Origin of the sequence: Mesorhizobium sp. M1423, from assembly GCF_040317575.1 — a bacterium.
Taxonomy (GTDB): domain Bacteria; phylum Pseudomonadota; class Alphaproteobacteria; order Rhizobiales; family Rhizobiaceae; genus Mesorhizobium.
Genome location: NZ_JAMYKU010000005.1, coordinates 41,377 through 63,970, shown reverse-complemented (window position 1 = coordinate 63,970; position 22,594 = coordinate 41,377). Strand labels below are relative to the sequence as shown.

Genomic DNA, 22,594 nt, shown 5'->3' with positions numbered 1-22,594 from the left:
AATGAACTGCATCAATCAATCAAAGGGAGGAAAAAATGAGAATACATCGACGCACACTGCTTGCGCTGGCGCTTGCCACCGGGCTGACAGCTCCGTCTCTGGCGCTAGCCGCCGACGACACGATCAAGATCGGCCTGCTCGCCACTTTCGAGGGACCGTTCACGGTGCTCGGCGAAGACGGCGAGCGTGGCGCGAAGACGGCGCTCGACGAGGTCAGCGGCATGGTTGCCGGCAAGAAGATCGAAATCGTCAAAGGCTCGTCCGACGCTTCACCTGATAGCGCCGTGCGCGCTGCCCGCAAGCTGGTCGAGCAGGATGGTGTCAAGGTGTTGGTCGGCCCGCTTTCGGGCGATGAGGGCCTCGCCGTCAAGGACTATGCCAAGACCCAGCCGACCGTGACCTTCATCAATGGCACCTCGGCGGCGCAGGACACGACGCTGCGCAACCCGGCGGAAAATTTCTTCCGCTTCTCGACCGACGGCGCGCAGTGGATGGCCGGTCTCGGCACTTATGCCTTCAACGACAAAGGCTACAAGCGGGTCGCTACGGTCGCCGAGGACTATTCTTTCCCGTATACGCAGGTCTTCGGCTTCATGGCCGAGTTCTGCAAGGCAGGCGGCAAGGTGCCGTCCAAATCCTGGGTGCCGATCGGCAACAAGGATTTTTCGTCGGTTATCGCGGCCATTCCCGATGACGTCGATGCAATCTACGTCGCGCTTGGCGGCGCCGACGCCGTGAACTTCCTGACCCAGTATCAGCAGGGCGGCGGCGCGGCCCCCTTGATTGGTGGCTCGATCACCGTCGACCAGACGGTGCTGACCTCGAAGGGCAAGCTGCGCGACGTGCTGGTCGGCACGCCTTCCGCCGGACCAACCGCCGACACCAACGACGCGCCTAGTTGGAAAACTTTCGTCGAAGCCTACAAGAAGCAGCCAGGTGCCTTTCCCTCGCCGTCGCTCTTCGCCCACGGCTATTACGTCAACATGAAGGCGACATTGCTCGGTCTCGAACAGGTCGGCGGCGATGTCTCCGATGGCGGCGCCAAACTGCGTGACGCACTCTCGAAACTGTCTTTCGACACGCCGACCGGCAAGGTGTCACTGGACAAGAACCGCAACGCGATTGCCGACATCTACCTGACCGAGGTGACCGAGGGGCCGGACGGCAATCTTTTGAACAAGCTCGTCAAAGTCGTGTCGCAGGTCAACCAGACGCTGGGCATTCCCGAAGACGAGTTCACCAAGCTTGGGGCTGTCAGCCGCGACAATCCGAGCTGCCCGTAACCGCGTGGCTTGCGAGTATATCCGCCCGTGACCGAAACTCTTGCCGCGAACCGTCTCCAAAGCTCCGGCGCCTTTGCGCTGGAACTCGATGGCGTTGCGCGGCATTTCGGCGCTTTGGTGGCGCTCTCCGGCATTGATATGAGGATCGCGGCTGGCGAGCGGCGCGCGGTTCTCGGCTCTAACGGCGCCGGCAAGACCACGCTGTTCAATGCAGTGACCGGCGATTTCCTGCCGACGGCTGGCCGCATCCGCTTCTTCGGTGAGGACATCACCGACTTGCCGCCGCATGAACGCATCCGGCGGGGCTTGCGGCGGACCTACCAGATCTCGCAGCTGTTCAAAGGCTTGTCGGTTCTCGACTCGATCTTTCTCGCTTGCCGCGGCGTCTCACGCCGACGGTTCTCGCTGCTCCGCCCAAAGGCCACCGACGTCAACATGGTGCAGGCGGAATCGATCCTCAATGCCGTGCATCTCGAGGCCTATCGCGACCTGCTGGTGGCGACACTCAGCCATGGCCAGCAGCGGCAGTTGGAGATCGCGCTGGCGCTGGCCGGCGCGCCACGCTTCATCCTGTTCGACGAGCCGGCGGCCGGCCTGTCGCCGACCGAGCGCCGCGACTTGGTGGCGATCCTCAATGCGCTGCCCAAGCATATCGGCTATATTATCATCGAGCACGATCTGGATGTCGCGCTGCGCGTTTCGGAATATGTGTCGATGATGCACAACGGCCGTCTGTTCAAGGAAGGCACGCCGCAAGAGATCGAGGCCGACCCGGAGGTCCAGGAGATCTATCTCGGGGGCAAGCATGGCTGAGCGCCCCGTTCCCCTCGGCCGAACGCTCCCTTCTGGCCCAGCCTCTTCCGGCAAAATAGGCAAGGCGATCCTCAAAATAGAGGATCTGCAGGTCTATTACGGCGAAAGCCATGCCCTTCAGGGCGTCTCGCTGGCGCTGGAAAGCGGCGTGCTGTCGGTGGTCGGCCGCAACGGCATGGGCAAGTCGACGCTCTGCAACACCATCGTCGGCCTGAAGCGCGCGCGCTCCGGCTCGATCCGCGTCGACGGCCGCGAGATCACTGCGCTCGAACCGCACGAGATCCATCGCCTCGGCGTCGGTTATGTGCCGCAAGGGCGGCGCGTCTGGCCAAGCCTGAGCGTTGATGAGCATCTCCGTCTCGCTGCCGGCAATCGGCGCGATGCGAGTTGGACCGTCGAACGCATCTACCAGACATTTCCGCGCCTCGCCGAGCGCCGCACCAATGGCGGCTCGCAGCTCTCCGGCGGCGAACAGCAGATGCTGGCGATCTCGCGTGCCCTGCTCAGCGACCCGAAGGTGCTGGTCATGGACGAGCCGACCGAAGGCCTTGCGCCGATCATTGTCGACCAGGTTGAGCGGATGCTGGTCACCTTGGCCGAGGAAGGTGAGATGGCGATCCTCGTCATCGAGCAGAATATCGGCGTGGCGACCGCGGTTTCCAACCAGGTCGCCATCATGGTCAACGGCCGCATCAATCGGCTGATGGACGCGGCAGCGCTCGCGGCAGACCGGGAATTGCAGCAACGGCTGCTTGGTGTCGGACGCCATGCCGACGAGACGTCCGTCACGCCGGCAGCCGCGGCACAGGCGAAGGACCAGTTGGCTGAAGTCTACCGCATCGACCGGACGGCTACCGGTTCCGAACCGATGACCCAGAATGGAACCTACCTTCCGGTCACCGAACTGCCCAACCGCTGGAACGTGCCGGTCACGGCCATGCGGCAAGCGGCTATCGAGAGGGCCGCGCCACAGGACGATTTGAAGAAGGTCTTTGCAATTCCTTTCGCCGAACGCATTGGAAGAACAGTGCTCGTCGCCGGCACTTTCGATACCAAGGGCAAGGAATTGCGGTTCGTCGCCGACCGGCTGAAGTCCCTCGGCATTCCGGTTCGCACCGTCGACCTCTCCACCTCCGGAAAACCGTCGAGCGCCGACGTTCCTGCCATGCAGGTAGCCGGAATGCATATGCGGGGATCGGCGGCCGTTTTCACCAATGATCGCGGCGGCTCGGTGAGCGCTATGGCGGAAGCCTTCGCGCGCTGGATCGAGCGCGAGCCGCGCATTGGCGGCGTCATCTCGGCCGGCGGCTCCGGCGGCACCACGCTGGCAACAGCAGGCATGCGCGTGCTGCCCGTCGGCATCCCTAAACTGATGGTGTCGACCGTGGCAGCCGGCGACGTCGCCAAATATGTCGGCGGTGCCGATATCATGATGTTCCATTCGGTCGCCGACGTTCAGGGGTTGAATTCGATCACCGAACAGGTGCTGTCAAACGCCGCGCATGCGATGGCGGGCATGGTCGCGCAGCTGCCCAATGCCGAAGCCTGGGAGGCCAGGCGCAAGCTGGCGCGCCCCGCAGTCGGCATCACCATGTTCGGCGTAACAACGCCAGCAGTGCAGGCGGTGACCAGACTGCTCGAGGCCGACTACGACTGTCTCGTTTTCCACGCCACCGGCATCGGCGGGCGGGCAATGGAGAAGCTCGGCGATTCGCGGCTGCTCTCGGCCTTCCTCGACCTGACCACGACGGAAGTGGCCGACATGATCGTCGGCGGTGTTTTTCCGGCGACTGAAGACCGCTTTGGCGCCGCAATCCGCACCGGCTTGCCCTATGTCGGCTCGACCGGCGCGCTTGACATGGTCAATTTCGGCCCGCGCGACAGCGTGCCGGAGAAATTTCGAAGCCGCAAATTCGTCATCCATAATCCGAACGTCACGCTGATGCGGACAACCCGCGACGAGAACCGCGCCTTTGGCGAATGGATCGGTGCGCGGCTCAATGCCATGAATGGCCCGGTGCGGTTCCTGTTGCCGGAGGGCGGTGTCTCGACGCTCGATGCACCAGGCCAGCCGTTTCACGATCCGGAGGCCGACCACGCCCTGTTCGAGGCGATCGAGAAGACCGTTCGCCAGACGCCGCAGCGCCATCTCGAGCGTGTGGGTGCGAACATCAATGACGCGCTCTTCGTCGATGCGGCGGTCAATGCGTTCCGCGCGATCACGCCGAAACTGCAGAGGCGAGCATAATGGCTTCGAGCACGCGCAATTGTAAAATCGGTGCCGGTAGCCTGTGGCTGACCGCATTCTATTTGGGAGGGTAGAAAAGATGGCCGCGCAGACCTTGGGCGCTTTCCTTTTGTGGCTAATCATTGCCGCGATCGTCGTGGTGATCGCCGTCTACATACTGCGATGGCTTTATCGCCGGTCGACCAAGGAGACGGCATTCGTGCGCACCGGCTTCATGGGCGAGAAGGTGGTGGTGAACGGCGGCGCTTTCGTCATTCCGGTGCTGCACGAGATCACGCCGGTCAACATGAACGTCCTGCGCATCGAAGTGCGCCGCGAGGATGCCTTTGCGCTGATCACCAAGAACCGCATGCGCGTTGATCTGGTCGCAGAGTTCTTCGTCCGTGTCGGCGCCGGCCGCGATCTGGTCGCCGCCGCAGCCCAGACGCTCGGGCGCCGCACGCTGCAGCCCGACAGCCTGCGCGAATTGCTGGAGGGCAAGTTCGCCGGTGCCATGCGCACCGTTGCCGCCCAGATGACGCTGGAAGAGATGCACGAGCTGCGCGGCGACTATGCGGCCAGGGTCCGGCAGCTTGCCTCGGAATCGCTCGCCGCCAACGGGCTGGAGCTGGAAAGCGTCGCTATCGTCGACCTCGACCAGACCAGCCTCGAATATTTCGATCCGTCCAATGCCTTCGACGCCGAAGGCCTCACCCAACTGACGGAATCGATCGAGACGCGCCGCAGGATGCGCAACGAGATCGAGCAGCGCACGCTGGTCGACATCCGCAACCAGAACCTCGACACCCAGCGCAAGGTGCTGGAGATCGACCGCGACACCGAATACGCCCGCCTCGAGCAGGAGCGCGAGGTCGAGATACGTCGCGCCTCGCAGCGCTCCGAACTCGCCAGGGAGCGGGCGATCCGCGACCAGGAGGCCGAGCAGGCGCAACTGTCGGCGCGCGAGGCCGTCGAGAAATCGCGCCTCAACCAGGAGCGCAACATTACCGAGGAGCGCATCAAGAGCGAGGAAGACACGCAGCGCCGCGAGATTGCGCGCCGCCGCGCCCTCGATGAGACGGAAATGAAAATGCGCGAACTGACCGAGCGCGAGCAGATCGCGCTAGAGCTCGCCTTGGAAAAGGCCAGGATCGAACGCGAAGGCACGCAGAGCGAGCTCGAGATCGAGCGCAGGAAAGCCCTCGAAATCGCCGAGCTCGAACGCCAGATCGCGCTGGCGGAAAAGGCATTGGAGGTTACCAGGGCCGAGGCGGAAAAGCGCCGCGCCGAAATTGTCGAGAACCAGGCGACCGAAACAGCGCGGATCGGGCAGGAGCGTGCCATCGACGAGGTCAGGATTGCACGCGAGCGTCACCTCGAGGCGCTGCAGATCGCCAAGCGCCAGGCTTTCGAGGAAGCCGAAATATCGGCCGGCGAAGAGGTCGAGCGCGCCCGCATCACCACCGAGCGCGGCATCGAGGAGGCGCGGCTGATCAAGGACCGCGACATCCGCCAGCTCGGCGTCGAGCGCGACCAGAAGATCGAGATAGCCGAAATCCAGAAGGCCATCGACATCGCCAAAAAGACGCAGGAGCGTTCCTCCGCTATCGCGGCATCCGAGGCGGTGCGCGCCAAGGCCATCCAGGCTGAGGAGCAGGCCTTCACGGCGCGCGAGCGCGAGATCGCCGAGCGCCGCAAGCTGACCGACTTGATCGGTGCGGCTCGCGAGGCCGAGCGCGAGGCCTTGCGCATAACCGCGGCCGCAGATGCCGAGATGAAGGCGGCCAAGAGCCTGGCCGAAGCGCAGAAGATCGCCGCTGTTGCCGCGGCCGAGGCGGAGAAGATCCACGCCCTTGCGGCGGCCCAGCGCTACGAGGTTGATGCCGCCGGCCATCGTCAGCTCAACGAGGCCGACAATCTGCTCTCCAACGAGGCTCGTGCCGGTCGCCTGCGCGGCAAGTTGCTCGACCACATGGAAGGCATCATCCGCGAAAGCGTCAAGCCGATGGAGAAAATCGACGGCATCAAGATCCTGCACGTCGACGGCATCAATGGCGGGCAGGGCGGCAACCGCAACGTCACCGACGAGGTGATCGATTCGGCGCTGCGCTACCGGGTCCAGGCGCCGATGATCGATAATCTGATGAAGGAGATCGGCATTGAGGGCGGCTCGCTTGGCCGCATGACCGACGTGCTGCGCGATGCCAAGGACATATCGAGCCTGACCCGCGACAAGAAAGGCAAAGGCAAGGTCAGCAAGGACGACGATGACGACCGCGACCGCTGACCAGGTCCGGTGGGCGGTGTGCTGTGCGAATGAGTGGCGATGCCTCGGCACCGGCCGCTCGTTCGATGCGGGCGGTGGGGCATGACCAAGGTCTATGTGTCCTCGGTCATCCCTGCGCCGGCTGCGGAAGTCTGGAAGCTCGTGCGCAACTTCAACGGCCTTCCCGCCTGGGCGCCATTCGTTGCGGAGAGCCGCGTCGAACAGAACGCACCGGCCGACCAGATCGGCTGCATCCGCAACTTTGTGCTCAGGGATGGCGGGCGGATTCGCGAAAAATTGCTGGCACTGTCCGACTACGATCTGTCGTGCAGTTACGCTATCCTGGAAAGCCCGATGGCGGTGGAGAATTATATCGCCACGCTGTCGCTGACGCCGATCACCGACGGCAATCTCACTCTGGCCGAATGGCAGGCGGAGTTCGACTGTGCGCCTGAGCGCGAAGCAGCACTTATGCATCAGATCGGCACCGGCGTCTTCCAGGCGGCGTTGAGCGCACTCAAGCAGCGCTTCGGGCGCTGACATTCCCGCGATGGTTCAAGTCCGCCAGAGCACCATCATCGATGCGCCGATCGATGATGTCTGGTCGATTCTGCGCGATTTCAACGGCCATGAACGCTGGCACCCGGCGATCTCGTTCAGCGAAATCGAAGGTGGCGACCCGGTCGACGCGGTCGGTTCGGTTCGTCATTTCCGCCTGGCCGATGGCGGCGAGTTGCGCGAACAGCTGCTGGCGCTGTCCGACAAGGACTTTCGGCTCGCCTATTGCCTGCTCGAAGCGCCGCTGCCGCTGATGGGTTATGTCGCATCGATCCAGCTGAAGCCGGTGACCGACGGCAACGCGACCTTCTGGGAATGGCGTTCCGAATTCCATCCACCTACGCACCGCCGCGAGGAACTGGTCAAGCTCGTCTCCGAAGGCATCTATCAGGCCGGCTTCGCGGCTATTCGCAGCCTTTTGCGAGGAAGGGTTCAGCCTGCCCAGGCAAGAGCGCCAACGCCGACACCTCCGTCAGCCCCGCCGCTGATCCCTTCGCCGGTCTCTTCCGCAACAACATCGTTCGGCCAGTCAGCAACAACCAGGGCTATTGTGGTCGAGCGCTATGGCGGTCCGGAGGTGCTGCAACTGAAGGAGATCGGCTTGCCGCCGCCGGCGCCGAACGAGGTGCGGATCCGCCATACTGTGATCGGCGTCAACTTCATCGACGTCTATTGCCGCACCGGCTATTTCGACCTTTTGCAACCACCGGGCGTGCCTGGCATGGAGGCGGCCGGCGTCGTCGAAGCGGTCGGTTCGGAGATTGCCGGTTTCTCGGTCGGCGACCGCATCGCCTATGCCTGCCCGCCGGTCGGCGCTTATACCGAGCGGCGCAACATGGTGCCCGATCTGCTGGTTCGCCTGTCCGACGATATTCCCGACGAGATTGCGGCCGCGGGGCTGCTCAAGGGCATCAGTGCGAGTTTTTTGCTGCATGATATCCATGCGGTGCAGCCGGGCTCCGTCGTTCTCGTCCATGCCGGCGCCGGCGGCATCGGCCAGCTTCTGGTGCAATGGGCACGCCATCTCGGCGCAACGGTCATTGCAACGGTGTCGAGCGACGACAAGGCGCGCATCGTCGAACGCCTCGGTGCCCATCATGTCATCGTCTACTCGCGTGAGAATTTCACTGAGGCCGTCATGCGGCTGACGGGAGGCGTCGGCGCCGATGTGGTCTACGATGCGGTCGGCCAGGATACGTTCGGCGGCTCGCTGACGGCGCTCCGCATTCGCGGTCACCTCGTCAGTTTCGGTCAGGCGTCAGGGCCGATCGGCAATTGGGACATCGGCCGCTTTGCATCGAAGTCGATCACCGTATCGCGTCCCAACTATGCGCATTACACCGACACGCCGGAAAAACTAGCCCCGCACGTCGAGCGTTTCTTTGCCGCGCTGCGACAGGGCGTCGTCAGGATCGAAGCGCCCAAGCGCTATAACCTATCCGACGCCGGCGAGGCTCACCGCGACCTTGAGGCCAGGCGGACAACAGGCGCATTGGTGCTGGTGCCGTAGCCGACACTCAGTCGAAACAGATGTTGACAATGTCATCTGTTGTTGCGAAAGCGTTCAGCCTCGAATTTGACGGCCGGGCGGGACAATGGACGACCTTGGAGCACAGGAACAAGCGGTTCTCGACCTCATTGCGGCGAACCCGTTCGCCGGCCAGCAGGACATAGCAACGGCGCTCGGCATCGCCCGCTCGACGGTCGCGGCCCACATCGTGCAACTCGTCAACAAGGGCTACATTCTCGGCCGTGGTTACGTCTTGCCGACGTCCAAGCGCATGGTCTGCGTCGGCGGCGCGGTGCTCGACCGCAAATACCACGCCAAGAAGGATCTGATTTTCGAGACGTCGAACCCGGTCGACGGCTATCGCAGCTTCGGCGGGGTCGCCCGCAACGTCGCCGAAAACCTTGCCCGCCTCGGCGTCGACATAAGCTTCGTCTCGATCGTCGGCGACGATGAAACCGGCCGCTCGCTGGTGCGGCACCTGCGCGATCTTGGCGCTGATGTCAGCCAGGTCATCACCACCACGGAACGGCCGACGGCCGAATATGCGGCGATCCTCGACCGCAACAATGATCTCGTGCTCGGCATTGCCGACATGGAGATCTTCGATCTGTTTTCGTCGTCCTATCTCGACCGCTTCTGGCCGCATCTGGCTTCGGCGACATGGGTGTTCATCGACTGCAATCTGCCGGCTTCGACCATCGCAGCACTGATCTCGCGCAAGCAGGGCGCGCGCTTCAAGCTCGCCGTCGACACGGTCTCGTCGCCGAAATCAGCGCGGCCGCCGAAGGACCTGACCGGCATCGACCTTCTTTTCACCAACCATGACGAGGCCAATACGATGCTCGGCATAACGGATGCCGACAAGCGGCTGACGCCGGAGGAAGCAGCAGCAGCGCTGCGCGCGGCCGGCGCCAGCGCGGTGATCGTAACCGCAGGCGCGCATGGATTTGCCGTTGCGACTGAGAGCGGTGTGACGACCATGCACTCCGTCCCGGCCCAGCCCGTCGACATCACCGGCGCCGGTGACGCGATGATCGCCGGCACTCTGTACAAGGTGCTTTCGGGTGATCCGGTCGCTCATGCCGCGCGCACCGGCGCGCTGCTCGCCACGCTGACCACCGAGAGCGAATCGAGCGTCCACCCCGATCTGTCGCCGCGCTTCCTTGCCGCCGGCACGTACCGCATTCCTGCCTGAAAGCGAGATGATATGAAACCTTCCCTTGTCCACTTGAACGATGAAGTCGCTGCTGCGCTTGATAAAGGCCGCGCGGTGGTGGCGCTGGAATCGACGATCATCACCCACGGCATGCCCTATCCGGCCAATCTGGAGACTGCTCGTGGTGTCGAGACCGTGGTGCGTGAAAACGGCGCTGTGCCCGCCACGATCGCGGTGGTCGCCGGCAAGATCAAGGTTGGCCTCGACGACCGTGAACTGGAAGAGCTGGCAGCGGCAAAGGGCGTGGTCAAGGCTTCCGGGCGCGATCTCGCCGCCATCATGGTGCACGGCGGCTCGGCCGGAACCACCGTCTCGGCGACGATGCGGATCGCGGCACTCGCCGGCATCGGCATTTTTGCGACCGGCGGCGTCGGCGGCGTGCATCGCGGCGCCGAAGCGACTTTCGACATCTCGGCCGACCTGACCGAACTCGGCCAAACCGGCACGACTGTCGTCTGCGCCGGAGTCAAGTCGATCCTCGATATTGCGAAGACGCTGGAATATCTGGAAACCCAGCGTGTGCCGGTGATCGCCTATGGGAGTGATGATTTTCCGGCTTTCTACACCCGCTCCAGCGGGCTCAAGGCCGATCATCGCCTCGATACCCCCGACGAGATCGCGCGAGCCATGCTGCTGCATGACGAGATGGAATCCGGCACCGGCATTCTCGTCGCCAACCCTATCCCCGAAGCGGACGCGCTCGATCCGGCATTCATCGACGGCACGATCGCAGCGGCGGTAGCCGAAGCGGAGCAGCGCGGCATCGGGCGCAAGCAACTGACGCCGTTTCTGCTCGCCCGCATCAACGAGCTTTCGCAAGGCCGCAGCCTGAAGGCCAACATCGCGCTGGTCCGCAACAACGCCGCGCTCGCCGCCCGCATCGCGGTGGTGCATGCGAAATTGAAGGGCGTGACCAGATAGAGGCAGCACCCGGCCAGCGCTACCGGCCTTCGATTTCAGCCCGTCGCAAGGTCGAAGATGCGCCCGGCATTGAGGATGTTGTTCGGGTCGAAGGCTGCTTTCAGGCGCCGCATGGCCGCAATCTCTGCATCGCTGCGCACCAGATGCAGCCACTCTTTCTTGTCAAGGCCGATGCCATGTTCGGCCGAAACGCCGCCGCCGGCGGCGGCCACACCGCGGTAGACGGTGCCGTATGCGGCTGCCGGATCCACCGTGCGGATCTGGTAATGCAGATTGCCATCGCCGAGATGGCCGAAGACGTAGATGTCGGCGCCGGGGTCGACGGCCTTGATGGCGGCTTCTGTTTCGTCCAGGAAAGTCGCCATTCTCGCCAGTGGGATGCTGATATCGACGCCAATCAGGCCTGCCATCGAAAACAGGAAACGGTTGGCCTCCTCCCGCACCGCCCAGAGCGCCCGGAATTCGCGCGGCGATTGCGAGACGACCACGTCGTCGATCACGCCCTCCTCGACCGCCTGCATCAGCGTCGCGGCAAAGCGTTCGCCGTCGCGGTCGGGCTCGCTGCCCTGTATCTCGGCAAGCACATAGACGGGCGAGCCCGCGGGCAGCGGCGCCGGCGCGTCCATGCCGGCGATCATGGCGCCATAGAGCGGGGGGAAATTCACCTCATAGGCCGAGAGCGAGGGCCCGAGTTTCTGCCTGAGCAGCGCCAGCAGCGCGATTGCAGCGTCGAGCGAAGCAAGCGCGCAGAAGGCGTTGATCTCGGTGGCCGGCTTCGGGTGCAGCCGCAGGCATGCGCGGGTGACCACGCCGAGCGTGCCCTCACTGCCGATGAACAATTGGCTGAGGTCATAGCCGGAATTGTCCTTCGCCAAACCCTTGAGCGAGGTCAGGATGCCGCCGTCGGCAAGCACCGCTTCCAGGCCAAGCACCTGCGCCCGGTACATGCCGTAGCGCAGCACGCGGATGCCGCCGGCATTGGTGGCGACATTACCGCCGACGGTCGCCGCGCCGCGCGCTCCGATGTCGACGCCGAACAGCAAGCCGGCCGCATCGGCGGCTTCCTGCACCGTTTGCAGCGGCGCGCCGGCCTCGGCGATGATGGTCGCCGCTTCACGGTCGAGGGCTTCAACGGAAGTCATACACTCCAGCGACAGCACCGCTTCGCCGGGTTGGACGCGAGCGCCGCCGGCGAGCCCGGTCCGGCCACCCTGGATGACAAGCCTCTGTCCGGCCTCGTTGCACAGGCGAAGTATGTCCGACACCTCGCCGGCCGTACGTGGACGCAGCACGAACTCCGGCGATACGCCGGCTTTGCCGTCGGGGTCTTCCCTGTAACGCGGCCCGGCCTCATCGGCCGAAACGATCGCCGACCGGTCCAGCCGCTTCTCCAGCCGCGACAGGAGTTCGCCGGTCAGTGGGGACAGAGCGCTCACGGATGGTGTCGTCATGCGCCGCTCCTGTAACAGGCAGACGATAGACACGGACTGCTGTTTGTCAAACCCACGCGGGACTGCCAGTCGTGGCCGGCCTTCAGCCTCGACCCTTCAAAAACTCGATCACCATTGCCGCGGTCCAGGTGAAACGGTCACCGCCGAGCGGCTCGCCGCTGAGGGGATCGTAATATTCGGCAAAGCCGCTCTCGGCGATCAGGTCGAGACTGGACTGGGTGATCCGTTGTGCGATTTGGCTGTGGCCGGCGGCGGCAAGGCCATTAGCGATCATGTAGTTGACCACCAGCCAGACCGGGCCGCGCCAGTAGCGCTTGGCGTCGAAGCGCGCATCGCCAGGATCGTGCGAGGGGACGATGTAACGCGCTTTGCCGGCGATGCGCTCGATCGTTGCGGCGATGGCCGCTGCCCGGCTTTCCGGAATAGCCGAAAACACCGGCAGAATGCCGCCGACCGACGCGCTGTCAACGTGCTTTCCGGCCACTCGGTCGAAACAAATGTACTGGCTATGTGTGTCGCTCCACAGCCGTTCCATCGTCGAAAGCCCGTTTTCGGCACGGGCGCGGTTGGCTTTTGCGATTTCGGTTTCGCCAAGTGCCTCGGCGAGATCGGCAAGATCGGCGGCAGAACGGATCAGAATGGCATTGAAGCCGGGATCGACGACCTGGAACGGCGAGGCATCGTGCAGCCTGGCATTATCCCAGCCAAGCCCGCGGAAATGCTGCAGCAGCCAGATATAGCGGTCATACTGTGCCTTGGTTGGACGATGCGCCGGATCGGCGTGCAGGATGTCGCGGCGGGTGTAGGGCTCGACGCCTTCGGTCGGCACGTGCTCAAACGCCTCGTCCCAGTCGATCGAGTTGTCGCGACCGGACTCCCATGGGTGGATTATGGCGACCAGCCCTTCGCCGTTCGGGTCGCGGTTTTCGTAGAACCAGCGGTGCCAGGCATCGATTTTCGGCAGCAACACCCGGGCACGCTCGGCCGCCAGCGTCTTGTCCTTGGCCTGGTCAAACAAGCGGCGCACGGCAAAGCCGGCGACCGCCGGCTGGGTGATGCCCGAGGTGGCGGTCGGGCGGTCCGTCCGCCAGACCTCCGGTCCCGGGAAATAGCCGTCGCTCCAGACATGGAAGACGATGTGCGGTACCATGCCGTCCGGCCACTGGTGGGCGAACAGCGTGTCGATCTCGGTCCAGGCTCGAGCCTCATCGTAGTGGGCAAGACCGAGCGCGGTCAGGCAGGAATCCCAGTTCCACTGGAACGGGTAGAGGCCCTTGGTCGGTATGGTGTAGGTGCCTTGGTCGTTTTCCCTGAGCACCTCTACGGCGCGGGCGATGGTTTCGTCGACAGCAAGAGATATCATGGGGGCGGTCGTACTTTCAGGATCGAAGGGCGTTTGGATCAAAGCGCGTTGGTGGTTTCGGGGTCGAACCAGCGGATGCGGTCGGGTTTGGGCAAGAGCCGCAGGTGATCGCCGACGGCGACCGTGGCATTCGATTCGAGGATGGCGCGGAACAGGCCGCCCTCGACATCGCAGGTGACCAGCGTGTGCGGTCCGAGCGGCTCGACAACGCGCACGGTGGCGTGCAGCCCTTCGGTGCCGGTGTCGACATCCTCGGGGCGAATGGCGAATTCTATCGTCTGCTTGTCCGATTTGGGGCCGGGCAGCGTCAGCCCGGCGACGGTCCAGCTGCCGTCTGCCGCCTTCGTCGCCAGGATGAAATTCATCGGCGGGTTGCCGATGAAGGAGCCGACGAAGCGTGCGGCCGGATTGCGATAGACCTCTACCGGCGAGGCGGCCTGGACGATATGGCCCTGATGCATGACGGCGATGCGGTCGGCGAGGCTCATCGCCTCGACCTGATCGTGAGTGACATAGATGGTGGTGGTCTTGGACGCGGCGAGCACGCCCTTGAGCTCGGCGCGCATTTCGAGCCGCAGCAGCGCATCGAGGTTCGACAGCGGCTCGTCCATCAGGATCACGTCCGGCTCCATCGCAAGTGCCCGAGCGACTGCCACGCGCTGGCGCTGGCCGCCGGAAAGCTGGCCCGAATAGCGCTTCAAAAGCTGCTCGATGTGCATGAGCTCCGCGGTGCGGTTGACGCGCCCCTCGACCTCCTGCTGCGGCAGCTTCTTCATGCGCAGGCCGAAGGCGATGTTCTCGAACACGGTCAGGTGCGGAAACACGGCGTAATTCTGGAACACCATGGCGATGCTGCGTTCGCGCGGCGGCAGATGGTCGACGCGACGGCCGCCGATCCAGACCTCGCCCTGGCTTGGCGTTTCCAGCCCGGCGACGATCCTCAGCAGCGTGGTCTTGCCGCAACCCGAGGCGCCAAGCAGCACCATGAATTCCTGGTCGGCGATGGTCAGGTCGATCGAATGCAGCGCGGTGAAGCCACCGAAACGTTTTGCGACCTGCTTGATGGCGATCTCAGCCATCGGCGTTCTCTTTTGTGCGCGTCATCGGTTGGCGATCCCCCACATGGCGAACAGATATTTGCGAACGGCGAAGATGAAGATCAGCGCCGGGATGACCAGTGCCGCGCCACCGGCGAATTTGAGGTAGAGCGGCGATTCGCCGAGGCTCTGCAGCAGGAAGGCGGTCAGCGTCCGGTTCTCGATGGTGAGCACGGCGGCGGCAAACACTTCGTTCCAGGAGATGGTGAAGGCAAATACCGCCGACGCCGCGATGCCCGGCAGCGCCAGCGGTAGAATGATTTTTCGGAATGCCTGCAATCTCGTGCAGCCGAGCGTCCAGGCCGCTTCCTCCAGCTCGACTGGAATGCCGGAGAAGAGCGAGAACGTGATCAGCACCGCGAATGGCAGCGCCAGCGTGGTGTGGACCAGCGCCAGCCCGATCGCGGTGTCGTCGAGGCCGGTGCGGATGAACATCACCGCCAGCGGTAGCGCCAGCAGCGGCAGTGGGAAGGCGCGGGTCATCAGCACGAGGAAACGGAACGTTTCCTTGCCCGGGAATTCGAAGCGCGACAGCGCGTAGCCCGCGGGTGCGCCGAAGCCGATCGAGAGGAGCATCGTCAGCGTGGCGACGAGAACGGAGTTCCACAGCGCCCTGGCGACGCCGGCGAAATTGATGAAGAAAGAAAGGCTGCCGAAATCGAATGACGGGAAGAAGCGCTTGGGAAAGGCGGTCACCTCTTCCGGCGACGACAGCGCGTTGACGATCAACAGATAGATCGGCAGCAGCACCCAGATGCAAAGCAGGATGACGGTGGCGACCAGCAACCAGTTGCCGGCTTTGCGGGCCTCAGGCGCGGCGATCGACAGCTCCACCGTGCTCATATCCGCGCCTCCTTCGGCACACGCAGCACCCGCAGGAAGAACAGCGTGAAACCGATCGATATGGCGAGGATGAATAGCGCCATGGCGGCGGCGACATTGCGGTCCTGCAGCGTGAACTGCCAATTGTAGGTCTCGCCCATCAGCACCGGCAGATTGGTGCCGCCGAGTGCTGCAACCACCGCAAAGACCTCAAAGGCAAGGATGACGCGCAGGATGATCGCCGTCTGCAGGCTGGGGCGCAGCAGAGGCAGCGTGATCTTGATGAAGCGCTTCCACGGACTAGCGCCAAAAACCTCCGCCGCCTCGTAATATTCCCGGGGGATGAGCCCCATGCCGGCGACCAGAATGACCATCATGATGGCGGTCGCACGCCAGATCTCGGCCAGCGCCACGGCGATGAAGATCGTCAGCTTGCTCTGGTAGCCGAGGAACATGACCGGCCTGTCGATGACGCCGAGATTGGAGAGCAAGGTGTTGAGGAAGCCGGACTGGTCGAAGATGGCGAGCCAGATCAGCCCAGCGGCGAGATCGGAGATGCCGAGCGGAATAGCGAAGATATAAAGCGCGGCGCTGCGCCCGGCCGCAAGTCGCGACACCATCGTTGCCATCAGCAGCGCCATGACCAGCTGGATGGGCACGACGACGGCGCTGAGAAGCAGCGTGTTGCGAACCGTGACCGGAAATTTCCAGCTGCTGGTCATGGTGCGGAAATTGTCGAGCGTAAAGCCGCCGTCGCGGGTGAACGCCTCGAAGGCGACCAGCGCAAACGGATAGAGGAAGAAGACGCAAAGGAACAGCGTCGCCGGCGTCAGCAGCAGATAGGGCAGGGCCTTGCCGTGCATGGAGCTCTCTCTATTCGAAGCTTCAAAAGGGGTGGGCGCCCGGCGCGCTGGAAATCCGGACGCCCGGGGAGGATTCTTAATCGACGGGACAGGCGCCTTGCGATGGTTTGTCGGGCGCCCAGCACGGCGCTTTCGCCTGGTCGATGATCGCCTTCAGCGCCGTCGCCTGTTCGTCGAGCACGCCGTGCACATCCTCGCCGCCGAGCACGATGCGCTCGAAGCTGTCGGTGTAGATCTGATTGAACTTGCCGCCGAGGCCGCCAAGTCCCATCGGCAGCAGCGCCGGCAGCGCATCCGGGGCTCCGGTCATGGTGGCGATCACTGGGCTGAAGGCCTTCACCGAGGCCGGCATGTCGTCGGGCAGCTTGACGTCGACGATGGGGAAGAAGTTTGTCGCCTTGAGCGTCGCGATCTGGGTTTCCGGTTTCAGCATATAAGCGACCAGTGCCTTGGCCTTGTCCATGTCGGGCGAGGTCTTCGGGATAGCGACGCCGGCGACCACCGGCATGTAGCCGCGGCCTGCCGGGCCGGCCGGCGCCGGGAAGGCGACGAAGTCATCGGGTTTCTGGTTGAAGGCGTCGGCGAGGCGCGCCACGTGATCGAATGCCACCCAGACTTCGCCGGTCAACAGCGGCTCCTGCATAAAGGCATAGTTGGTCGAATTCGGGTTGGTGTATTGCCACAATTCCTTGAACTTGTTCCACGCCGTCTCGGCCTCCGCCGAGCGGAACTTGGTCACCATCGAGCCGGTATACGATGGAAGGAGAAAACCCTCGAAGAAACGGTGCTTCAGCCCTTTCGGGCCGGCCGGAAAACCGAATTTGGGCGAACCGGTCTTTTCAGCGATGTTTTTCGCCCACTCGATCAGTTGGTCATAAGTGATGGTGTTGAGATCGGTGCCGGCCGGCAGATATTGCAGCGCCTGCTTGCTGGCCGCCATCAGAAAGGTGGCCTGCATCCATGGCAGGTACTTCTGCTCGCCGGTGCCGAGCATGCCGAGCTTCTTGTAGGTCTCGTTGACCTTGACGCCACCGAGATCGACGCCAGAGAGATCGACAAGGTCCGCGCCGACGGTGGAGAAGTCTCCGTGCAGGCCGCCGAGCACGCCTATGGTGCCGGAGCCGGCCTGCAGTTCGGCCTGAAGGCGGGTGAGCCAGGGCCCGTCCTCGGCGACCTGATAGTCGACCTGGCCGTCAAACCCCTTCAGCACTTCGCTGCGCATCTTCTGTGTCTCTTCCACTGGTCGCGCCTGTGTCGACCAGAACAACACCTGCTGGGCTTGCGCTGCGCCGGCAGCGAGCGACAGCGCCAGCACGGCGCCGGCCAATATCCGCAAAGCATTCATCGTCATCTTCCTCCCTGGGTTGCGCCGCGAAGCGGGCGTCAGTTCTGTCTTGTGGGTGCCGGGCCATGGCTTGCCCGCGAGACAAGTGTCGGCCGGACCAGCCGCGTCAGTGGCGCGTCCGGCCTGTTGCCGATGACGGTCAGCAGCATCTCGCCGATCTCGCGCGCGCACTGGCGGATCGAGGCGTCGAAAGTGGTTAGCCCCGGCGGCGCATAGGCTGACGCGGCTATGTTGTCGAAGCCGATGACCGAAAGGTCGCGAGGAATGGCAAGGCCGGCGCGGGCAGCCTCTTCCATCACCGTCAGCGCCAGCTCGTCGAACAGCGCGACAATGGCCGTCGGCCGCTCGGCGGCATGCAGCAGCCGGTTGATGGCCCGGATGCGGGCACCGCGGTCGAAGCGCGGCGCCGTCGCCACCTCGAGCCTGACCGACGGATCGCCCCGGCGGGCGATCGCGGCAGCGAGCCCATCCTGCCTAAGATGGCGAAACGTCATCGGCTCGGAAATCGTCAACAGGCCGAAATGGCGGTGTCCGAGATCGTACAGCATGTCGAAGGCTTCGCCGAAAGCATGCGCGCCATCGGTATCGAGCCAATGATAGGCAAAGTCGCCGTCGAGCAGCCGGCCATGCGCGACGAACGGGAAATTGCGTTGGCGCAGATACGCAAGCCGCTCGTCGACCTCGGCGATACGGGTGACGACGACGCCGTCGGCGCGCCCCGATTCGACGACATGGCGAAGCACGGAAAGTTCCGACTGGCCCTGCGCCGCTGCGGCCAGAATCAGGTCGGAGCCGTGCGAAACCAGCCCTTCGCCCAACCCGGTGACGAATTCGCCGAGGAAGGAATCGACCAGATTGGGACCGCGGATCGGAAGCACCATGCCGACAAAGCCGCTGCGGCCGGAGACCAGCGTGCGGGCTGCGGTGTTCGGCACATAGCCGGCCTGATGCGCAGCCTCGGCGACACGTTGGCGCGTTTTCAAGGCGATCTGCTCGTGGCCGGCAAGGGCGCGCGAAACGGTGGTGATCGACAGGCCGAGCTGCGCGGCTAATTCCTTGAGGGTGGTAAGGCGGCCCGGCATCGTTCCTCCCGAACGAAGTTTGAAACGTTTGTAATGCGTCCAAGCGAAATTGCAAACGTTTTAAATACGCATTGTCGGCGTTATTTCTTGCCCGTTGGTTCGAGTGGCTCCTGGTCGGCCCCGACCGGCTGGCTCCCGGACGGTGATTTAAACGCAGCGGTTGCTTGACTCGGGCGATGCCTTGTGAAAAATTTTGCAGCAACTGATAAAAATATCAAGGGCGGAAATGGTTGGTTTTGGCAACGGCCTGCTGCGCGACGATGAGACCGGGATGGCCGCTCGTGCCGCCTGGCTTCACTATGCCGGCGGCCTGACCCAGTCGGAGGTCGCCAAGCGGCTCGGCCTGACCAGCCTCAAGGCGCATCGCCTGATTACCAAGGCCAATCAGGAAGGCCTGGTCAAAGTCTATATCGACGGCGAAGTCTCCGAATGCGTGGAGCTTGAGGACGAGTTGTCCGGCCGCTACGGCCTCGACTATTGCGAGGTAGTTCCGGACTTCGATGCCGAAGACCTGCCGCTCAAGGCGCTCGGCATCGCCGGCGCGCAGTTTCTCAAGCGCGAGATCGAACGCGGCGAAGAGGCGCTGATCGGCGTCGGCCACGGCCGCACGCTTGCCGCCTGCGTGGAGTATCTGCCGCGCATATCGGCCGGCCGGATCCGTTTCGTCTCGCTGCTTGGCGGCCTGACGCGCAAGTTCTCGGCCAATCCGCATGACGTCATCCACCGCGTCGCCGAACGGACCGGTGCGGAGGCCTATGTGATGCCCGTACCGATGTTCGCCAACACGGTCGAGGATCGAACCGTGTTGCTCGGGCAGAAGGGCGTCAGCGATGTCTTCGACCTCGCCAAGTGCGCCGACTTGCTCATCGCCGGCATCGGCACCGCCGAGCGTGAGGCCTCGCTTGTCGCCACCGGTATGATCGAGAAGGGCGAGATGGAGGAGATCCGCCGCAATGGCGGCGTCGGCGAACTGCTCGGGCATTTCTTCGACGACGCCGGAAAGGCCGTTGCGACGACGCTTTCCGACCGGGCGCTGGCGCTGGCGCGCGAAGACATCAGCAACCGCAGGATTGTCGCCGTCGCCGGCGGCAAGGTGAAGGTTCGCGCCATCAAGTCAGTGCTGGAGGGCCGCTATCTCAAAGGCTTGATAACCGACGAGCGGACGGCGCGATCGCTCGTGGAACAGACGCCGGTCGGGTAGCCGGCAGCCATTTCGTTGAAACTACCCTGTGGAGGAGAAGAGAAATGCATGAGAAAGAGAAAGACCTCATCGACGCGTTCCTGCGTGGACAAGTCGACCGCCGTGGGCTGATCAAGGGCCTCGGTGCAATGGGCCTTGCCGCCAGCACAGCCGGTACACTGCTCAATTTCGGGCAGACCCGCGCCCTGGCGGCTGATTTCGACTGGCAGGCGCATAAGGGCAAGACCATCAAGCTGTTGCTCAACAAGCATCCTTACGCCGATGCGATGATTGCCAACCTCGATAATTTCAAGAAGCTGACCGGCATGGAAGTCGTCTATGACGTGTTCCCCGAAGACGTCTATTTCGACAAGGTTACCGCCGCGCTGTCGGCCAGCTCGCCCGAATACGATGCCTTCATGACCGGCGCCTACATGACCTGGACCTACGGTCCGGCCGGCTGGATCACCGACCTCAATGAATGGATCAAGGATCCGGCCAAGACCAACCCGAAATATGCCTGGGACGACTTCCTGCCCGGCGTCAGGAGTTCCACCGCCTGGAACGGTCAGCCGGGCGGCGCGCTCGGTTCTGAAGACGCCAAGCAATGGTGCATTCCGTGGGGCTTCGAGCAGAACAACATCACCTACAACAAGGGCATGTTCGACAAGGTCGGCGTCAGCGTTCCCGGCAATATGGATGAGATGGTCGCTACGGCGGCGAAGCTCACCAAGGACGTCGGTGGCGGCGTCTACGGCATCGGCGTGCGCGGCTCGCGCTCCTGGGCGACGATCCACCCGGGATTCCTGTCGGCTTACGCCAATTTCGACCAGAAGGACCTGAACGTCTCGGCTGATGGCAAGCTGTCGGCCGCGATGAACACCGCCGAATCCAAGGCTTTCCACAAGCAGTGGGTGCAGATGATCCAGGAGAGCGGCCCCAAGGACTGGTCGACCTACACCTGGTATCAGGTCGGCACCGATCTCGGTGCAGGCGCTTCGGCGATGATTTTCGACGCCGATATCCTCGGCTACTTCATGAATGGCGGCGACAACAAGATGGCCGGCAAGCTTGCCTTTTCAGCGTTCAAGGCCAATCCCGCCGCCAAGGCACCGACGCCCAACATCTGGATCTGGTCGCTGTCGATGTCCAACTTCTCGAAGGACAAGGACGCCACCTGGTACTTCATGCAATGGGCATCCGGACCCGAGCATGCATTGTTCGGTGCGACCAAGATGGACTTCGTCAATCCGGTGCGTCAGTCGGTCTGGAACGACGAGATGTTCCGCGAGAAGCTGAACAAGAGCTATCCGGGCTATGTCGAGATGTTCGACGTCTCGGCGCCGGGCGCCAGCATCAAGTTCACCCCGCAGCCGCTGTTCTTCGATCTCACCACCGAATGGGCGGCGACGCTGCAGAAGATGGTGGCCAAGGAAGTGCCGGTCGACGAGGGCCTCGACAAGCTGGCCGAGAGCATCAACGGCCAGCTCAAGGAAGCCGGGCTCGGCTAAGCCGCGGCCAGGGCTGGCCCGTCCCACGGGCCAGCCTTTGAGATGTTATACGTTTGCGACGCGGTGCCGAAAGGTGCCGCCTGCTCGCCCGACCGGCCGCCTTGCTCCCTTGGGCGGCCGGGACGGCGAAGCAACAGGATGACGGAGCAGCAGATGACTGCGGCGACAATACAAAGAAACAAGCCGTCGGGCTTCAGGATCAGCAAGCGGGTGCTGCCCTACCTCCTCAGCTTGCCGGCCCTGCTGGTCTGCATCGGCATTCTGATCCCGTTCTTCACATCCGTGGTCTATTCTTTCCAGCGCTACCGGTTGAGCCAGCCCTGGGCGCGGCAGTTCAACTGGGGCGACAACTACATCTCGTTCTTCACCGACCCGAAGTTCTGGAACACGCTGCAGGTGTCGCTGCTCTACGCCGGCATCACCGTCGTGGTCGAGCTGCTTCTCGGTCTCGGCATCGCCATGCTGCTGCAGAAGCGCTCGACGCTGAACAACTTCATCTCGATCATGCTGTTGATGCCGCTGATGACGGCGCCGGCGCTCGCCGCGCTGATGTGGAAGCTGATGACCAATCCCGGCTTTGGCGTGCTCAGCTATCTCGCCAGCCTGATCGGGCTGCAGGATTTCCGCTGGGCCTCGTCTCCCTCCACGGCACTGCTCACCGTCGTGCTTGTCGACGTCTGGGTCTACACGCCCTTCATCATGATCCTGCTGCTTGCCGGCCTGCGCAGCCTGCCGACGCAGCCCTTCGAGGCGGCAGCGCTCGACGGCGTGCCACGCAGTTTCGTGTTCTTCCGCATCACCTTGCCGATGCTGACTCCCTACATCCTGACGGCGACGCTGTTCCGCCTGCTTGATTCCATCCAGCAGTTCGACATCATCTACGCTATGACGCAGGGCGGTCCGGGCGATACGCTGACCGTCTTCCAGGTCGAGGCCTATCTCAACTTCTTCCAGTCGACCAATGTCGGCCGCTCGGCGGCACTGATGATCATCCTGTGGGCGATCACCTATTTCCTCTCGAACATTTTCATCAAGAACTGGCTGCGGCTGCGCGAACGCGCCCGCGGCCAGGCATAGGAGGCTGGC

Annotated in this window: 18 protein-coding genes; 11 read left to right on the top strand and 7 right to left on the bottom strand. The window is 63.5% G+C overall.

Going from position 1 to position 22,594, the window contains the following annotated elements:
* The first annotated feature begins 35 nt into the window (after positions 1 to 35).
* The 8 genes from NKG95_RS08350 to NKG95_RS08315 all read left to right on the top strand — a co-directional run bounded on the left by NKG95_RS08350 (position 36) and on the right by NKG95_RS08315 (position 10,794).
* Positions 36 to 1,283, top strand: a complete 1,248-nt coding sequence (locus NKG95_RS08350; protein WP_352493954.1) for an ABC transporter substrate-binding protein — start codon at positions 36 to 38, stop codon at positions 1,281 to 1,283.
* A gap of 27 nt (positions 1,284 to 1,310) precedes the next feature.
* A complete protein-coding gene (locus NKG95_RS08345) occupies positions 1,311 to 2,096 on the top strand; it encodes an ABC transporter ATP-binding protein (RefSeq protein WP_352493955.1) in 786 nt (261 codons plus the stop codon).
* Positions 2,089 to 4,344, top strand: coding sequence for an ABC transporter permease (locus NKG95_RS08340; RefSeq protein ID WP_353040420.1), 2,256 nt, complete (start codon positions 2,089 to 2,091; stop codon positions 4,342 to 4,344). Before NKG95_RS08345 ends, NKG95_RS08340 begins: the two co-directional genes overlap by 8 nt.
* 79 nt (positions 4,345 to 4,423) lie before the next feature.
* Positions 4,424 to 6,610, top strand: a complete 2,187-nt coding sequence (locus NKG95_RS08335) for a flotillin family protein (RefSeq protein ID WP_352856087.1) — start codon at positions 4,424 to 4,426, stop codon at positions 6,608 to 6,610.
* Positions 6,611 to 6,691: 81 nt separating this feature from the next.
* Positions 6,692 to 7,129 carry an SRPBCC family protein gene (locus NKG95_RS08330; RefSeq protein ID WP_353040419.1) on the top strand — a complete coding sequence of 146 codons (438 nt, stop codon included), beginning with the start codon at positions 6,692 to 6,694 and terminating at the stop codon, positions 7,127 to 7,129.
* A gap of 10 nt (positions 7,130 to 7,139) precedes the next feature.
* Positions 7,140 to 8,657, top strand: a complete 1,518-nt coding sequence (locus tag NKG95_RS08325; protein WP_353040418.1) for a zinc-binding dehydrogenase — start codon at positions 7,140 to 7,142, stop codon at positions 8,655 to 8,657.
* Between the two features lie 85 nt (positions 8,658 to 8,742).
* Entirely contained in the window at positions 8,743 to 9,852 is a 1,110-nt protein-coding gene (locus NKG95_RS08320; protein ID WP_023716713.1) for a carbohydrate kinase, read from the top strand.
* A gap of 12 nt (positions 9,853 to 9,864) precedes the next feature.
* Positions 9,865 to 10,794, top strand: a complete 930-nt coding sequence (locus NKG95_RS08315; protein WP_353040417.1) for a pseudouridine-5'-phosphate glycosidase — start codon at positions 9,865 to 9,867, stop codon at positions 10,792 to 10,794.
* 35 nt (positions 10,795 to 10,829) lie between these two features.
* Here NKG95_RS08315 and NKG95_RS08310 read toward each other — a convergent pair whose 3' ends face one another.
* The 7 genes from NKG95_RS08310 to NKG95_RS08280 form a co-directional block, all read right to left on the bottom strand.
* Positions 10,830 to 12,245: an FAD-binding oxidoreductase gene (locus tag NKG95_RS08310; protein WP_353040416.1), complete on the bottom strand. Its 1,416-nt coding sequence runs from the start codon at positions 12,243 to 12,245 to the stop codon at positions 10,830 to 10,832.
* A gap of 82 nt (positions 12,246 to 12,327) precedes the next feature.
* Positions 12,328 to 13,608: an amylo-alpha-1,6-glucosidase gene (locus NKG95_RS08305; RefSeq protein WP_353040415.1), complete on the bottom strand. Its 1,281-nt coding sequence runs from the start codon at positions 13,606 to 13,608 to the stop codon at positions 12,328 to 12,330.
* A gap of 38 nt (positions 13,609 to 13,646) precedes the next feature.
* Positions 13,647 to 14,687 (bottom strand): ABC transporter ATP-binding protein, encoded by a 1,041-nt coding sequence (locus NKG95_RS08300; RefSeq protein WP_353040414.1) that lies wholly within the window; start codon positions 14,685 to 14,687, stop codon positions 13,647 to 13,649.
* A gap of 21 nt (positions 14,688 to 14,708) precedes the next feature.
* Positions 14,709 to 15,548 carry a carbohydrate ABC transporter permease gene (locus tag NKG95_RS08295; RefSeq protein WP_352493961.1) on the bottom strand — a complete coding sequence of 280 codons (840 nt, stop codon included), beginning with the start codon at positions 15,546 to 15,548 and terminating at the stop codon, positions 14,709 to 14,711.
* Positions 15,545 to 16,390, bottom strand: a complete 846-nt coding sequence (locus NKG95_RS08290; protein ID WP_023716719.1) for a carbohydrate ABC transporter permease — start codon at positions 16,388 to 16,390, stop codon at positions 15,545 to 15,547. The genes NKG95_RS08295 and NKG95_RS08290 overlap by 4 nt, the downstream gene beginning before the upstream one ends.
* 76 nt (positions 16,391 to 16,466) lie before the next feature.
* Positions 16,467 to 17,741: an ABC transporter substrate-binding protein gene (locus NKG95_RS08285; protein ID WP_352895253.1), complete on the bottom strand. Its 1,275-nt coding sequence runs from the start codon at positions 17,739 to 17,741 to the stop codon at positions 16,467 to 16,469.
* 32 nt (positions 17,742 to 17,773) lie between these two features.
* Entirely contained in the window at positions 17,774 to 18,817 is a 1,044-nt protein-coding gene (locus NKG95_RS08280) for a LacI family DNA-binding transcriptional regulator (RefSeq protein ID WP_353040413.1), read from the bottom strand.
* Positions 18,818 to 19,043: 226 nt separating this feature from the next.
* Here NKG95_RS08280 and NKG95_RS08275 point away from each other — a divergent pair, with 226 nt between their 5' ends.
* The 3 genes from NKG95_RS08275 to NKG95_RS08265 all read left to right on the top strand — a co-directional run bounded on the left by NKG95_RS08275 (position 19,044) and on the right by NKG95_RS08265 (position 22,585).
* A complete protein-coding gene (locus tag NKG95_RS08275; RefSeq protein WP_353040412.1) occupies positions 19,044 to 20,018 on the top strand; it encodes a sugar-binding transcriptional regulator in 975 nt (324 codons plus the stop codon).
* A gap of 44 nt (positions 20,019 to 20,062) precedes the next feature.
* The gene (locus NKG95_RS08270) at positions 20,063 to 21,508 is read left to right on the top strand and encodes an ABC transporter substrate-binding protein (protein ID WP_353040411.1); all 1,446 of its coding nucleotides are present in this window, start codon (positions 20,063 to 20,065) and stop codon (positions 21,506 to 21,508) included.
* A 153-nt stretch (positions 21,509 to 21,661) separates the two neighbouring features.
* On the top strand, positions 21,662 to 22,585 hold the full coding sequence (locus tag NKG95_RS08265) for a carbohydrate ABC transporter permease (protein WP_353040410.1): 924 nt from the start codon (positions 21,662 to 21,664) through the stop codon (positions 22,583 to 22,585).
* The last annotated feature ends 9 nt before the right edge of the window (positions 22,586 to 22,594 follow it).